Raw genomic sequence first — 14888 nt, 5'->3', positions numbered from 1 at the left:
GCGTGCGAACCCTCAACCGTTCTCCCCGAACCGCCCGCGGGCCTCGACCGGAATCAGCGGCTTCTCCGCCCGCGCCTTGATCTGCTGGACCGCCCACGTATTGCCGTCGGGATCGGCGAATCCGAAGAAAGTTCCCCCGTCACGCTCGTCGAACACGGTGATCTCGCTGACCTCGACACCTCGATCGAGCAACTCCTGGCGGGCCGCGGCGGCGTCCGCGACCACCAACTGCAGTCCCCTCATCGACCCCGGTGCCATCTCCGTGTGCGACGGGAGGTCGCCGATCACGATCGAGCAGCCCGAACCGGTGGGGGTCAGCTGAACGACATGCATGTGCTCGTTGGTGGTGTCGTGGTCGAGATGGAATCCGAGCTTGTCGCGGTAGAACGCGACGGAACGATCGATGTCACTGACGGGCAGAACGACCACTTCAAGTGTCCAGTCCATGATGCGAGTTCCTCCGTATAGGTGGGGAGCGAGATTGCTCCGCATCAGATGGTGGCGCATCGGGGACGTCGTTGCCGTCGTTCTGCCCAGAACTCGGGGTTACCAGCCGCGCAACCGGTCCGGGGTGACGCGGACGAGCGTCGAGTAGTCCTGTCGGAACTTCTCGGGCGTGTAGTCCAGACCGGCCATGTGCTCGCGGTACTTCTCGACGTAGGTCTCCCACTCCTCCGCCGTGGGACCGTCCGCGTCGACGTGCGCCTTCCCGGTGAACACCGACACGTCACCGCCCGTGGGGCTGCGGTTGAAATTGAGCGCGACCTGCGGATTCCTGCCGATGTTCGCGAGCTTGGCGGTGCCCGGTCGACTGAAGATCAGGAATTCGGTGCCCGACCAGCTGAACCACACCGGGGTGGGAACCGGTGTGTCGTTGCGACCGATGGTCGTCAGCCACACGATGGCTTCGTGGCCCAGCCGGTCGGCAACGGATTCGGTGATCGCGGACGCTGAAAGAGTCATTGCGTTCTGCTGTGTCGTTTCCGATGTTGACTTCCTCTCGGCCGTGAACGACCGAGAATCCCCTCGGGACTCGCGTCTCGAGGTTCCTGTTTCACCGACAGTCGCCTGCCCGCACGTTATGTGCGGGGCGGTCTCACACCGTCTCCGCAGGCTGCCACCGTCAGTCCGACGGCCAAAATGTTCCTTGCCGCGTTCACATCCCGATCGTGAACGGCGCCGCATCGGCACGTCCACTCCCGCACGGTCAGCGGCATCGTCGAGGCGATTGCCCCGCACACCGAGCAGGTCTTCGACGACGGATAGAACCGGTCGATCACCACCACCCGCCGCCCGCACCAGTCGGCCTTGTACTCGAGCATCGACCGGAACTCGGACCAACCCGCATCCGAGATCGCCCGAGACAACGACCGATTCTTCACCATGTTCCGCACACTCAGATCCTCGATGGCGATCACTTGATTTTCGCGCACCAGCCGAGTGGAGAGTTTGTGCAAATAGTCGCGGCGCCGATCGGCGATCCGACCATGAATCTTCGCGACCTTCAGTCGGGCCTTGGCCCGGTTCCGGGATCCCTTCTGCTTCTTGGCCAGCACCCGCTGCGCCTTCGCCAGCCGCTCACGGTCCGTGCGCTCGTGTCGCGGGTTGGTGATCTTCTCCCCCGTCGAGAGCGTGTAGAGGCTGGTGATCCCGGCGTCGAGCCCGACCACCCGACCGGTCGACGGGGGCTCGGTGATCGTGTCCTCGACGAGGATCGAGATGTGGTATTGACCTCGTGTATTACGCGACACCGTCACCTGCGACGGCGTGGCCCCCTCCGGTAGCGGCCTCGACCACCGGATATCCAGGGGTTCGGACTGCTTGGCCAACCGGATCTGCCGGCCGCGGTAGGTGAAGCAGTTCGAATAGTAGGTCGCCGAATCCTTCGACTGGCCCTTCCTCTTGAACTTCGGGTAGCCGGCCTGCTTGCGCCAGAACCTGTCGAACGCACCCTGCAACTGCCGCAGCGCCTCCTGCAACGGCCCCTTCGACGGCTCCGACAACCACTCCGTCTCGGCATCCCGCTTCCATCCGGTGAGCATCTTCGAGGTATCCGCATAGGTCACCCGACGCCGCTCCTGCGACCAGGCACGCGTCCGCTCCGCCAACGCCCGGTTGTAGACATACCGGGTGCACCCGAACGTCCGAGCAAGCTGTTCCGCCTGCACCGCAGTCGGATAGAAACGGTACTTGAACGCCCGCCTCACCACCCTCCCCGCCATAACCCAGACACTAGCCACACAGTCCGACAAAACCAGATCGGCTCACCCGGACCTGAAGGACCGGATTTGCGCCGAAAGACTCACGGATCAACCGGTATCAACCGCGGACCGGTGCGCGATCTTCCCCGACGCGGATCGAATGCGTTCAGCCGTGCGCGTGCAGCGGCTTCCCCGACAACGCCAGCATCGCTTCGCCCAGCGCTTCGTTCTGGGTGGGGTGCGCGTGGACGAACGGCGCGACGTCGGAGGGCAGGGCTTCCCAGGCGACCGTCAGTTGGGCCTCACCGATCAGCTCGCCGACGCGGTCGCCGACCATGTGCACACCGACCACCGGTCCGGTGTCGCCGGCTCGGACGACCTTGATCCCACCCGACGTCTTCAGAATCTGGCTCTTGCCGTTGCCCGCGAGGTCGTATACGACGGACGTGACGTCGCCGTACCGTTCGCGGGCGGCGTCCTCGGTGAGGCCGACGGACGCGACCTCGGGGTGCGAGTACGTCACCCGCGGAACGAGATGCTCGGCCACGGGAACGGGATCGAGGCCGGCGATCTCCTCCGCCACGAATACCCCGTGTTGGAATCCGCGGTGCGCCAGTTGAAGTCCCGCCACGATGTCGCCGACGGCGTACACACCGTCGACGTGGGTGCGCAGCCGCTCGTCGGTGACGACGAACCCGCGGTCCAGTGTGATTCCGTGTTCCGCGAATCCACTGTCGCCGGTGCGCGGTCCGCGTCCTACCGCCACCAGCAGGATCTCCGCCTCGAGGGTCTCGCCGCCGTCGAGTTCCACGAGAACGCCGTCCGCGGTTTCCTTCGCCGCCGCGACGGTCACGCCAGTGCGGGCGGCGATACCGCGCTTGCGGAATGCGCGTTCGAGTTGCTTCGAGCACCACGGATCCTCCGCCGCAACCAGGTGGGGAAGCGCCTCGACGACAGTCACTTCCGCGCCGAACGATGCCCAGACGCTGGCGAACTCGACGCCGATCACACCACCGCCGAGAACGATGGCTCTCTTCGGGACGAACCCGAGATTCAATGCGTCGTCGCTGGTGACGATGCGCTCACCGAGTTCGATGGACGGCACCGTCCGGGCGTAGGAGCCGGTCGCGAGAACGACGGACGTCCCGGTGTACCGGGTGCCGTCCACCTCGATCGTCCTGTCTCCGAGATACTTTCCATACCCGTTCACGAGGTTGATCTTGTGCTGGGCGACCAGGCCCTGCAGTCCCCTGTGCAACCGGTCGATCGTGCCGTTCTTGTACTGGTGCACCGCCTCGATGTCGATGCCGTCGAACGTCGTTCGCACGCCGAACGCGGCACCGGTCCGCGCGGTGTCGGCGACCTCGGCGGAATGAAGCAGCGCCTTGGTCGGGATACAGCCCCGGTGCAGGCAGGTTCCGCCGATCTTGTCCGCCTCGATCAGCGTGACCGACAGGCCGAGCTGCGCGGCCCGGAAGGCGCAGGCGTAGCCGCCGGAACCGCCACCGAGGATCAGGACGTCACTGTGTGTGTCGGCCATCAGAGCCTCCCCAGCACGGTGATCGGGTTCTCGAGGTAGTCGGCGAACAATCTGAGGAACCCGCCCGCGACACCGCCGTCGCACACGCGGTGATCGAAGCTCAACGACACCTGCGTGACCTTCCGAACGGCCAACTGCCCGTACACGACCCACGGTTTGTCGACGATGCGGCCGACACCGAGGATCGCGGCCTCGGGATGGTTGATGATCGGGGTCGAACCGTCCACACCGAAGACGCCGTAGTTGTTGAGGGTGAACGTGCCACCCGTCAGCCGCGCAGGCGGGAGCGTCCCCTCACGGGCCAGCTCCGTCGTGTCCCGCAGCTGCCGGGCGAGTTCGACGGTGGTGAGCGAGTCGGCCTTCTCGATCACGGGGACGACCAGGCCTCGCGGTGTTTGCGCCGCGATGCCGAGGTGGACGTGACCGTATCGGACGATCTCGTTGCGTTCGGTGTCGACGGTCGAGTTCAGTTCCGGGTACTGCGTCAGCGCCGCGAGGGCCAGACGCGCGAGCAGGGCCATCAGGCTCACGCCGGCGTCGGCGTCGAGGGCGGCATTGATTGCCCGGCGGGCGGCGAGGAGATCGGTGGCGTCCACATCCACCCAGGTTGTCGCGTCCGGAATTTCACGGCGGCTCGTCGAGAGCTTGTCGGCGACTGCTTTCCGCAGGCCCTTGATCGGAATCCGCTGTTCGTCGGCCGTCTCGGGTGGCGCGGCGAGTGCCTTCTCGACGTCGGCGCGGTTGATCACACCGCCGGGACCGCTCCCGGGCAGCCGCGACAGGTCGAGGCCGTTCTTCCGGGCGAGGTTGCGAACGACCGGCGAGATGACCCGTGGCGCAACACCGGCGCGGTTCGGTTCCGGCCGTGTGAGCTCGCGTGTCACGCCGACGCGCCGGCGTCGCCGGCGCGTGTCCTCGCTGGTGCCATACCCGATCAGGACGTTGCCCGAGCCGGCTCGTTCTTCTTCGCGATGCTGCTCGTGTGCGGCGGGTGTTCCACTGACGGTGATCAGCGGGGTGCCCACCTGCAGCGTCGAGCCTTCGTCGCCGTGCAGGGAGATTACCGTGCCCTCGAAGGGAATCGGCACCTCGACCGCGGCTTTCGCGGTTTCGACCTCGACGACCACCTGGTCGACGGTGACGGTGTCGCCGACCCGGACTTTCCATTCGGCGATGTCGGCCTCGGTGAGTCCTTCGCCGAGGTCGGGGAGCAGGAAGACCTGGTTGCTCACTGGTGCACCATCCTTGTGTCGGTGGTTTCAGATGGACTGCCGATGCACCCGAGGTGCCGCCGGGTCACTGCCCTGCTCGCTTGACACGATCGATGTCCGGCATGAGTTCTGCAGGACCCGGCGGTCGCCCGGGCCGCGCCGACCGTCGACAGGGCTGAGCGCCACCGAGCGCCGAACAGTGAGCGAACCGGCTGCCGCGTCCCGGCACCGCACGAGGGTGCCTCCCCACTGGGTCTAGCAGCGAGGAGGCTGACATGAAGTCTGCCAGAAACACCCTTCCCGATGAACCACCCAACGCCCTGACCTGCGGCATCGACTGGGCCCGCGACGATCACGACGTGTCCGTCGTCGATGCCCGCGGCCGTGAGGTCCACCGCTGCACCGTCGAACACAGCGCCGCCGGGCTGCGCGAACTGCTCACAGTCCTCGCCCGCACCGGCGTCTGCGAGGTCGCGATCGAACGCCCGGACGGACCGGTGATCGACACCCTGCTCGGCGCCGGGATCACCGTGGTGGTGATCAGCCCCAACCAGGTCAAGAACCTGCGCGGCCGCTACGGATCGGCCGGCAACAAGGACGACCGCTTCGACGCCTTCGTCCTCGCCGACACCCTGCGCACCGACCGCGCCCGACTGGCGCCGTTGACCCCCGACCACCCGGCCACCGTCGCGCTGCGCCGCGTCTGCCGGGCCCGCAAGGACCTCGTCGCCCACCGCGTCGCCCTCGCCAACCAGCTGCGGGCGCACCTGCGCAACGTCTTCCCCGGCGCGGTCGGCCTGTTCGCCGATCTCGACTCCCCGATCAGCCTGATGTTCCTGACCCGCTTCGACTGTCAGGACCGGGCCGACTGGCTCACCCCCAAGCGCCTGGCCACGTGGCTCTCCGGCGTCAGCTACAGCGGCCGCACCGACCCCGCGGTCCTGCACGCCCGCCTGACCGCCGCACCCCGCGGCGCCGTCGGTGACGACGGATCCGCGCACGCCCACATCACCCGCGCCTTGCTCGCCGCCCTGCGCACCCTCGTCGAACAGATCAAGTTGCTCACCGAACAGATCGGCGAGCAACTCGCCGGGCACGCCGACGCCCATATCTTCACCAGCCTGCCCCGCTCCGGCACCGTCCGTGCCGCCCGGCTGCTCGCCGAGATCGGCGACTGCCGGGCACGATTCCCAACCCCCGAGTCGCTGGCCTGCCTCGCCGGCGTCGCCCCCTCCACACGCCAGTCCGGCAAGGCCAGAAGCGTCGGATTCCGTTGGGCCGCAGACAAACAACTCCGCGATGCCGTCACCGACTTCGCGGGCGACTCCCGCCACTCGAACCCCTGGGCCGCCGACCTCTACCGCCGAGCCGTCGCCCGCGGACACGACCACCCCCATGCCGTCCGCATCCTCGCCCGCGCCTGGCTGTTCGTCATCTGGCACTGCTGGCAGGACAACCTCGCCTACGAACCGGACAAACACGGCGCCCTCCAACGACTGATCGCCCACCAACAACCGGCGGCTTGACACAGGGCAACTCATGCGGTCACCGCCCAGCGGGTGTCGGCGGAGCCGTTCCACTGCAACCGGTCGACGCTGTCGAGGACACGGTCGACGCTCGGCAGGTGGAGGCGTTCGAGTTTCGGTGCCGGGTAGGGGATGTCGAATCCGCTGACCCGCAGCACCGGCGCGTGTAGGTGATGGAAACAGCGTTCCTGGACGCGGGCGGCGATCTCGGCGCCGACACCGGCGAATCCCTGCGCCTCTTGAATGACGATGCAGCGGCCGGTCTTCCTGACCGATGCCATGACGGTCTCGTCGTCGAAGGGCACGATCGACCGCAGGTCGATCACCTCGATGTCGTGACCCTCGGCCTCGGCCGCTTCGGCGGATTCGAGCGCGACGGTCACCGACGGTCCGTACGCGACGATGGTCGCGTCCCGGCCGGAACGCCGGACGGCGGCCTGCCCGATCGGTGCGCCCACCGCGAGGTCGACGTCGGCGCGGGAGAAGTACAGGCGTTTCGGTTCGAGGAAGATCACCGGGTCGGGGTCGTCGATCGCCTCGCGCAGCAGGGTGTAGGCGTCCTCGACGGTGGACGGGGCCACGACCTTCAGTCCGGGGGTGTGGGCGTAGTAGCCCTCGCTGGAGTCGCAGTGGTGCTCGACCCCGCCGATGCCGCCGGCGAACGGGATTCGGATGACGATCGGCACGGACAGCGCGCCCTTGGTGCGGTTCCGGATCTTCGCGACGTGGGAGACGATCTGCTCGAACGCCGGGTAGGCGAACGCGTCGAACTGCATTTCGACGACCGGTTTGAACCCGGACATCGCCATGCCGATCGCGAAGCCGATGATGCCGGATTCGGCGAGCGGAGTGTCGAAGCACCGGTTGTCGCCGAAGTCGCGGGTCAGGCCGTCGGTGACGCGGAAGACGCCGCCGAGGGCGCCGACGTCCTCGCCGAAGACGACGACGTTCTCGTCGGCGGTGAGGGCGTCGCGCAGTGCGGTGTTCAGGGCCTGGGCCATGGTGAGCACGGGCATGGTGTCAGTTCTCCTCGGATTCGGCGGCCAGTTCGGCTTCCGCCTGCGCTTGCTGCTCTCGAAGTTGCGGGGTCTGCTCGGCGAAGACGTACCGGAACAGGTCCATCGGGTCGGTGGGCCGGTCGACGTTCATGCCGGCACGCAGCGCGGATGCGGCGGCCTCGGCGTCCGCGGTGAGGGCCTCCGACGATGCGTCGTCGAACAGTCCCTTCCCGCGCAGGTACTTCTCCAGCCGGGCCAGCGGGTCGCGGCCGAGCCACTGTTCCACCTCGGACGAGTCGCGGTAGCGGGTGGCGTCGTCGGCGTTGGTGTGCGCGTCGATCCGGTAGGTGTGAGCTTCGACGATGACCGGACCGTTGCCGGCCCGGACGAAGTTCGCGGCCTCGTCCATCACGGCGAGCATGGCGACCGGGTCGTTGCCGTCCACCTGCTCGGAGCCGATTCCGTAGCCGACTCCCTTGTGCGCCAATGTGGGCGCCGCGCTCTGCCGGGCGAGCGGCACGCTGATCGCGAATCCATTGTTCTGTACCAGAAACACCACCGGGGCCTTGAACACGGCGGCGAAGTTGAGGGCCTCGTGGAAGTCGCCCTCACTGGTCGCGCCGTCACCGCAGAACGCCAGGGCGATCGTGTCGTTTCCCTTGCGGTGTTCGCCGTAGGCCACACCGGTCGCGTGCAACAACTGGGTGGCCAGCGGGGTGCACTGCGGGGCGCTGCGGTGGGCGGCGGGGTCGTAGCCGCAGTGCCAGTCGCCGGCGAGCATGCTGAGGATCTCGACCGGATCGATGCCGCGGGCGGCGAGCGCCACCGAGTCGCGGTAGGTGGGGAACATCCAGTCGCCGGGTTGCAAGCTCATCGCCGCCGCGATCTGGCAGGCCTCCTGACCACGCGACGACGGGTACACAGCCAGCCGGCCCTGCTTGGTCAGCGCCGTCGCCTGCTGATCGAAACGCCTGCCCAGCACCATGTTCCGGTACATCTCGACCAGACGGTCGTCGCTCGGCCTCGGATACCGGGCCTCGCTCTCGGTCAGCTCGCCGGCCGCGTCCAGATACTGCACCGCGCACTCGGCGGGAAGGAACTTCCGATACGGCGTCGCCAGGGGCGGCTCTACGAGCGTCACGTCTACCTCCAGATGCATTGTGTTCGTCAATGCTCGCAACTGAACGACCTATCGACAACGACAAGGCGGAATCAGAGACAAACGGTCTAGAATCGGCTCATCGGGAGCAGAATGTCTCACCGGAGTGTGAGCGACCACAGCAGGGATGGACAGATGGCCGGCGGCACAGCGGACACGTATGAACTCGACGCCATCGACCGGCGCATCATCAAGGAACTCGTCGCCGACAGCCGCATCTCGATGCGGGCGCTGGCGGAGAAGGCGCACATCTCCCGCGCGCACGCCTACGTCCGCATCGAGCGGTTGCAGGAGGCGGGGATCATCGAAGGCTTCACCACCCGGATTTCGCACTCCAAGGCGGGACTCGGCTCGTCTGCGTTCATCGCCCTCTCGATTCGGCAGGATTCGTGGCGGGGGATCTCCACCCAGCTCCGAACACTGCCCTTCGTCGAGCACTTCTCGCTGCTGGGCGGCGATTTCGACGTTCTCGTCCTGGTGCGCGCACCGGACAACAGCGCACTGCGTCATGTCGTCCTCGAACGGTTGCAGAGCCTCGAGGGGGTGCAGTCGACCAAGACGTGGCTGATCTTCGAGGAAGCCAACGGGCCCGGACCGGAATGGGTTCGTTGACGGGACGGATAGGATTCCGTCATGCGCAGCGACCTGATGAAAAACGCGGAACGCAGTGGTGACCCGGGCACCTTCGTGCTACAGAATCCCCGAATGCTCAAGGTGGACTTGGCCGGAACCAGCGGTCACTTCTTTGCCCGGCAGGGATCGATGGTCGCCTACCAGGGGGACGTCGACTTCGCCTACCAGGGCAGCGGAGGTGTCGGGAAGTTCTTCAAGAAGGCATTCACCGGCGAGGGCATGTCGCTGATGAAGGTGTCCGGCAGCGGCGACGTGTTCCTCGCCCGCGACGCCGACGAAATCTTCCTGCTCGAACTCGAGGACGAGTCGGTGACCGTCAGCGGTTCCAACGTCCTCGCGTTCGACAGCTCCCTGAACTGGGACATCAACCGCGTCGAGGGGGCGTCGATGCTCAGCGGCGGACTGTTCAACACCACGTTCACCGGCCGCGGTGTCCTCGCCGTCACCATCTACGGCACTCCCGTCGTCCTGAACGTGGACACCCCCACCTACGTCGACATGCAGAGCGCGGTGCTGTGGTCGACAGGCCTGCACTCGACGATCCGCAAGACCGCGAAGATGGGCGCCGCGATCGGCCGCGGTTCCGGTGAGGCATATCAGCTGTGCCTCACCGGAAACGGCATCGTCGTCGTCCAGGCCTCGGAGGGGCACCCGGTTCCCAAGCCGTAACCACCGCGGCCGCACGGGTGCCCCGGTCGATCACCCTGCCCGGGTGCGGGCGAGGGCGCCGACCGCGACGTCGACGAGCAGGAACGCGAGGAGGCTGACGCCGAGCAGCGGGACGAACCAGCCGACGAGGACGACACAGGCGGCCCCCGCCACCGCCGCCGCCGGGTGGATTCGACGCCAGGTGCCCCGCACCGGCGGCCTGCCGACCGCCCGGGTGGTGCCGCGGGTGGGCCGGCGCCGCCACCACAGGAGGTAGCCGCGGACGATCACGGCCAGCAAGGCCACCGCGAGGGCGGCCAGGACCAGCTGGTTGAGCAGGCCGAACAGCAACCCCATGTGCAGGGCGATGCCCCAGGACGTCAGCTTCGCGGCGAGCGGCCAGTCACCGAATCGCGACACGTCCGTCACCGCGCCCGTGGCCCCGTCGACCGCGATCGAATCGGTCGAGAACTGCCACGGTCCGCGGGTCTGCGTGACGGTGAACGCGGTGCCCGCGTCGGCGGGAACGGTCGCCTCGACAGCGCCGGTGACACCGCCCCGCCGGGCCACGTCGAGGACGGTGTCGAGTGCGCCCACGTTGCGGTCGAGGATTCCCGTATCCGACGCGGGGGTGTGCCCGGCGCCGTGCCCGTCGTGACCGCCCGATGCGGCGGCGCCGGCGGCGGGCGCCGAGTCCAGTTTCTTGTCGATCTCGGGAGTGGTCCAGCTCAGGGCGGTACGGAGTTCGCCGACGTTCTCGCCCGCGTACCGCGACCACGTCAGACCCGTGACCGAGAGGAACACCAGACCGACCGCGATCCAGATGCCGACCACCCCGTGCCAGCTGAGGGTGCGGTTGCGTCCGCGGCTCGACCGGTCGAGCGTCCACAGCCTGGCGGCGTCCGCGTTGCGGGCGCGGGTGGTGCGGTAGCGCTGCACCCACAGGTACACGCCACCGAGCGCGATGACCCACAGCCACGACGCGGCGAGCTCGCTGTAGATGCGGCCGGGCTCGCCGAGGTGCAGGTGCCGGTGCAACTGCGAAATCCAGGTCCGCATCGGCAACGCCCCACTACTGCCGTAGACGACGAGCTCACCCACCGACTCCGCGGTGACGGGATCGACGAAGACCGCGCGGCGCTCGGACTCTCCGAGCCCGGGATCGGTGAACATCACCTGCGTCGTGTCACCCGGTTCGGTCGCCGGGCGCACGGCGGCGACAGTGAGGTCCGGGCGAACCTGCTGCGCGGCCCGCACCTGTTCGGACATCGGCAGGTCCGGGCCGGTCGAATCGACGTGCAGGTAGTCGCGGTAGACCAGCTGCTCCACCGACGGCGCGAGGGCGTAGAGGCCGCCGCTGACGGCGGCGATCACCAGGAACGGGGCCACCAGGATCCCCGCATAGAAGTGCAGGCGCAGGATCATTGGCCGGAAACTGCGCGGCGGCGAGGAGACCTTCGACGCCGGGGAGGACGCGACCGGTGTGTCGCGTTCGAGTTCGGGGATGGACATGACGATCTCGTTTCGAATCGGCTGAGACGGGCACCCGGCGCCGTCGAGACCGCGCACTGCGGGGTGCGCTGGGCAACTCGAGGTCAGGGATGCACCGACTCAGGAAGGGATCGGCACCGGAGCCCGCCGGGGGTCTGCTGGTGCCGTGTGAGAACACGCCGGACCGGCGACCACACGTCTCGTGTGTGCCGGGAAGGCGGTGAGAAGGATTCGACTAGACGAGAGCGGGTGGTCCGCGGGTGCCGGCGCCCGCGGCGACCAGCAGCCACAACGACAGCTTCGCGCGGTAGACCGGGGTCGCCGTCCAGGTGCCGGTATCGACCTGCAGCGGGGCCAGGACTGCGAGAACGATCCGCGACAACGCCGCCAATGCCCGCAGGCAGGCGCGTTCGGCCGACCGGACCAGCACCGCGGCCACTGCGATCGCGGCGAGGTGCGCGGCGATCATCGGGGTGGAAAGCCCCAGACCATGGGCATGATCGGCGGCCAAGGCCAGTGTGGTGTGGCTGATCAACTGGCCCGCAGCGAGCACCGACAGCACGAACAACCATTCACGGCGGGGCACCCGGACGGCGGCGACCGACGCCCCGACTGCGGCGCACGCCGCGAGAAGCAGCACTACCGAACCATCGCTAGGGGGCATTCCGCCTCCGGCGATGCCGTGCGCGGCGATGCTGACCGCGCCGGACAGTGAACCCACGACGGAGCCGCGCACCCGCGCGACCACATCCAACCGTGAATTCACCCCGCGAGGGTACCGCTTCCGCGATGCCCACCCCGGCCGCGGTGTGCGAAACGGGTCAGGCGGAAGCCCCGGCCGCCGGGCGCAGTCGCCCGAGGACGTCCGTCAAGGTGACGACACCGGTCAGCTCGCCGTTGTCGGTGACGATCGCAAGGTGGCTGCGGGTCTCGCGCATGGTGCGCAGTGCCTCGTACACGGCAGCGTCCGCGTCGAGGGCCAGCACCGGGCGCATGAGGTCGGCGGCCGTGACTGTGGCGCCGGCCTGCAGGCTGTCCCGGGCGTGCACCACCCCCTTGATCCCGTCCTCGTCGCGTACGAGCAGTCGGAGGTGGCCGCTCCGATCCGCGGCCGCCCTGATCGCCGCCGCGGTGGCGTCCGGGGCGACACTGCTCGGGGCGGTGTTCGGCCGCACCACGTCTCGCACGGCGAGCGATTGGAGTTCCAGGGCGCTGGTCAATTGGCCGTGGTACCGCTCGTCGAGCGTGCCGACGGTCGCCGAGTGCTCGACGAGGTGACGCAGCGCGTCGGGATCCTGCCCGGCGCCCACCTGGTCGACCGGTTCCACGCCGAACCTTCGCAGACACCGGTTCGCCATCCGGTTCAGAACCAGCAGCAGCGGGCGGGTGGCCCACATGAATCCGCGCATCGGGATCGCCAGCAGTGTCGCCGATTTCTCCGGGTGCGCGATCGCCCACGACTTGGGTGCCATCTCACCGACGACGAGATGCAGGAACGTGACGATGATCAGGGCGAGGACAAATCCGAGCACATCCGCCAGCCACAGCGGGGCACCCCACCCCTCGAAGGCTGGGGTGAGCCAGTGATGCACGGCCGGCTTCGTGACCGCGCCGAGCGCGAGGGTGCAGACGGTGATGCCCAGCTGGGATCCGGCCAGCAGCACGGACAGCTCGGACGCGCTGCGCAGAGCCGCGCGGGCAGCAATGCTGGTGGAGGCGGCGTCCTCGAGCCGGTGCCGACGGGCAGCGATCAACGCGAATTCGATCGCCACGAAGAACGCGCTGGCCGCGATCAACCCGACGGTGACGAGCACGATGACCCATGGATTACTCATCGGTCGAGTCGCTCTCCAGGATGCGGAGCCTCACGAACAGCGAGGACGGGACGTGATTGTCGACTGCCCGCACCTCGGCGTCGAGGGTGCGCACGGGTGGGTCGGCGTCGTTGATCAGATCGGCCGGATCCGGTTTCAATCGGATCGCGACGGCGTCACCGACGACGGGGAGCCCGCCGAACTCGGCGATGACGGCACCCGCGAGCGTCTCGAAGTCGCCGGGCGGCAGGTCGTGTCCGAGGATGCGCTCCACCTCGTCGATGTGCAGATCGCCGGGCACCGTCCAGCCTTCGGATTCGGACCCCGTCACGGAGACGTCGCCGTCGGGATCGTGTTCGTCGGCGATCTCACCGACGAGTTCCTCCGCGAGGTCCTCGATCGTGATGACGCCGGCGAACCCGCCGTACTCGTCGACGACGAGCGCCATTTCGTCCCGGGCGGCCGTCAGCTGTTCGAGCACGTCGGGCAGCGGCAGCGACGTCGGCACGACGACGGCCGAACGGGCCCGGGACGCGGCCGGACCGTCGGCGTGCTCGCCGAGCAGGTCGTGAAGGTGGATGACGCCGCGCAGATCGTCGGAGGAACTCCCGACCACGGGGTAGCGGGTGTGGCCCGCGCCCATCTTCTCGAGAACACTGCTCAGGGAATCGTGGGCCCGGACGGTATCGACGTGGGCGCGGGGAATCATCGCGTGCCCGGCGGTGCGGGTCGGAAAGTCGAGGATCCGGTCGAGCAGGGTCGACAGTTCCCGCGGCAGCTCACCGGCGTCGCGGGATTCGGCGACGATGTGTTCGAGGTCCCGCACGGTGGCCGAGTGTTCGACGTCGTGGACCGGCTCGATCCGCAGCGCGCGCAGCAGCAGGTTCGACGACTGGTCGAACAGCCAGATCAGCCAGCCGAAGAGTTTCAGGTAGATCGTGGTCGACAGCGCGAGCCAACGCGCCACCGGTTCGGGCCGGGCGATCGCCAGGTTCTTCGGGAAGAGCTCCCCGAAGAGCATCTGGACGAAGGTGGAGAACAGGACGGCGAGGACGGCGCCGACGCCGATCCCGACCGCGGTGGGGATGCCGACACCGCCGAGGAGCTCACCGAGGCCGCGTCCGATCAGGGGTTCGGCGACATAACCGACGAGCAGGCCGGTGACGGTGATGCCCAGCTGGGCGCCGGAGAGCATGAACGAGGTGCGGCGAGTGACGCCGAGGGCGCGGGCGGCGCCCGCGTCTCCCGCCTCGGCCCGGGCTTTGAGCCGCGAGCGGTCGACCGACATGTACGCGAATTCCTGGGCGACGAAGTAGCCGGTCAGGGCGGTGATCAGTAATACGACGACGACGCCGAAGCCGATGCTCAGGACGGTCACCATGTGTTCACCCCCGCGGTGCGTCCGGGACTGCGGTGATCACTCTGGGGCGGGCTGGGTCTTCGGGGGCGCGAAGCGCTGGTCATGGCTCTCTCTGTATTCGGGGTACGAGTCACCCCCATAGTAAAGGACTCTTTACTTTTGTGATCGGCGGGTGCGCAGAATCAAGCGGTCGGTGTTACGACCGGATTTCCGGATTCGGGCCGCGGTGAGGGTTACGAAACCTGAGCTTGTTCCTCGCGTGACCATTCGGAAATCACCGAACCGTGTACTTGTTTCAGGTCGACGG

General features: G+C 67.9%; 14 protein-coding genes. 3 read left to right on the top strand and 11 right to left on the bottom strand.

Going from position 1 to position 14888, the window contains the following annotated elements; genetic code table 11:
* Nucleotides 1-12: 12 nt before the first annotated feature.
* The 5 genes from QM806_RS13180 to QM806_RS13160 all read right to left on the bottom strand — a co-directional run bounded on the left by QM806_RS13180 (nucleotide 13) and on the right by QM806_RS13160 (nucleotide 4973).
* On the bottom strand, nucleotides 13-447 hold the full coding sequence (locus QM806_RS13180; protein ID WP_269591003.1) for a VOC family protein: 435 nt from the start codon (nucleotides 445-447) through the stop codon (nucleotides 13-15).
* A 99-nt stretch (nucleotides 448-546) separates the two neighbouring features.
* On the bottom strand, nucleotides 547-963 hold the full coding sequence (locus QM806_RS13175; protein WP_283291666.1) for a TIGR03667 family PPOX class F420-dependent oxidoreductase: 417 nt from the start codon (nucleotides 961-963) through the stop codon (nucleotides 547-549).
* 116 nt (nucleotides 964-1079) lie between these two features.
* Nucleotides 1080-2207, bottom strand: coding sequence for an RNA-guided endonuclease InsQ/TnpB family protein (locus QM806_RS13170; RefSeq protein WP_005254615.1), 1128 nt, complete (start codon nucleotides 2205-2207; stop codon nucleotides 1080-1082).
* 160 nt (nucleotides 2208-2367) lie between these two features.
* Nucleotides 2368-3741 carry a dihydrolipoyl dehydrogenase gene (gene lpdA, locus QM806_RS13165; protein WP_269591006.1) on the bottom strand — a complete coding sequence of 458 codons (1374 nt, stop codon included), beginning with the start codon at nucleotides 3739-3741 and terminating at the stop codon, nucleotides 2368-2370.
* Nucleotides 3741-4973 carry a dihydrolipoamide acetyltransferase family protein gene (locus tag QM806_RS13160; RefSeq protein WP_037203356.1) on the bottom strand — a complete coding sequence of 411 codons (1233 nt, stop codon included), beginning with the start codon at nucleotides 4971-4973 and terminating at the stop codon, nucleotides 3741-3743. Before QM806_RS13160 ends, lpdA begins: the two co-directional genes overlap by 1 nt.
* 254 nt (nucleotides 4974-5227) lie before the next feature.
* Between QM806_RS13160 and QM806_RS13155 the strand changes: the two genes are divergently transcribed.
* Nucleotides 5228-6478: an IS110 family RNA-guided transposase gene (locus QM806_RS13155; protein ID WP_283291663.1), complete on the top strand. Its 1251-nt coding sequence runs from the start codon at nucleotides 5228-5230 to the stop codon at nucleotides 6476-6478.
* Nucleotides 6479-6489: 11 nt separating this feature from the next.
* Here QM806_RS13155 and QM806_RS13150 read toward each other — a convergent pair whose 3' ends face one another.
* Together QM806_RS13150 and pdhA are read right to left on the bottom strand one after the other, a co-directional pair.
* Complete coding sequence (locus QM806_RS13150; RefSeq protein ID WP_283291662.1) at nucleotides 6490-7494, bottom strand: alpha-ketoacid dehydrogenase subunit beta; 1005 nt, start codon at nucleotides 7492-7494, stop codon at nucleotides 6490-6492.
* A 4-nt stretch (nucleotides 7495-7498) separates the two neighbouring features.
* Complete coding sequence (gene pdhA / locus QM806_RS13145) at nucleotides 7499-8635, bottom strand: pyruvate dehydrogenase (acetyl-transferring) E1 component subunit alpha (protein ID WP_133985627.1); 1137 nt, start codon at nucleotides 8633-8635, stop codon at nucleotides 7499-7501.
* A 135-nt stretch (nucleotides 8636-8770) separates the two neighbouring features.
* On the opposite strand from pdhA, the gene QM806_RS13140 reads away from it, so the two are divergent.
* Entirely contained in the window at nucleotides 8771-9247 is a 477-nt protein-coding gene (locus tag QM806_RS13140) for an Lrp/AsnC family transcriptional regulator (protein WP_007297835.1), read from the top strand.
* A gap of 21 nt (nucleotides 9248-9268) precedes the next feature.
* Nucleotides 9269-9937, top strand: coding sequence for an AIM24 family protein (locus tag QM806_RS13135; RefSeq protein WP_005254630.1), 669 nt, complete (start codon nucleotides 9269-9271; stop codon nucleotides 9935-9937).
* A gap of 30 nt (nucleotides 9938-9967) precedes the next feature.
* Here the strand turns inward: QM806_RS13135 and QM806_RS13130 are convergent, their stop codons facing one another.
* The 4 genes from QM806_RS13130 to QM806_RS13115 form a co-directional block, all read right to left on the bottom strand.
* A complete protein-coding gene (locus QM806_RS13130) occupies nucleotides 9968-11428 on the bottom strand; it encodes a PepSY-associated TM helix domain-containing protein (RefSeq protein WP_283291659.1) in 1461 nt (486 codons plus the stop codon).
* Nucleotides 11429-11642: 214 nt separating this feature from the next.
* Nucleotides 11643-12173 (bottom strand): hypothetical protein, encoded by a 531-nt coding sequence (locus QM806_RS13125; RefSeq protein WP_283291657.1) that lies wholly within the window; start codon nucleotides 12171-12173, stop codon nucleotides 11643-11645.
* 55 nt (nucleotides 12174-12228) lie between these two features.
* The gene (locus QM806_RS13120) at nucleotides 12229-13242 is read right to left on the bottom strand and encodes a hemolysin family protein (RefSeq protein ID WP_283291655.1); all 1014 of its coding nucleotides are present in this window, start codon (nucleotides 13240-13242) and stop codon (nucleotides 12229-12231) included.
* Nucleotides 13235-14602, bottom strand: coding sequence for a hemolysin family protein (locus QM806_RS13115; RefSeq protein WP_169694839.1), 1368 nt, complete (start codon nucleotides 14600-14602; stop codon nucleotides 13235-13237). Before QM806_RS13115 ends, QM806_RS13120 begins: the two co-directional genes overlap by 8 nt.
* Nucleotides 14603-14888: the final 286 nt, after the last annotated feature.

It is taken from the genome of Rhodococcus sp. IEGM 1351 (genome assembly GCF_030056875.1).
Taxonomy (GTDB): Bacteria; Actinomycetota; Actinomycetes; order Mycobacteriales; family Mycobacteriaceae; genus Rhodococcus_F; species Rhodococcus_F opacus.
The sequence above is the reverse complement of the archived record's forward strand: the minus strand, read 5'-3'. Positions and strand labels throughout refer to the sequence as shown.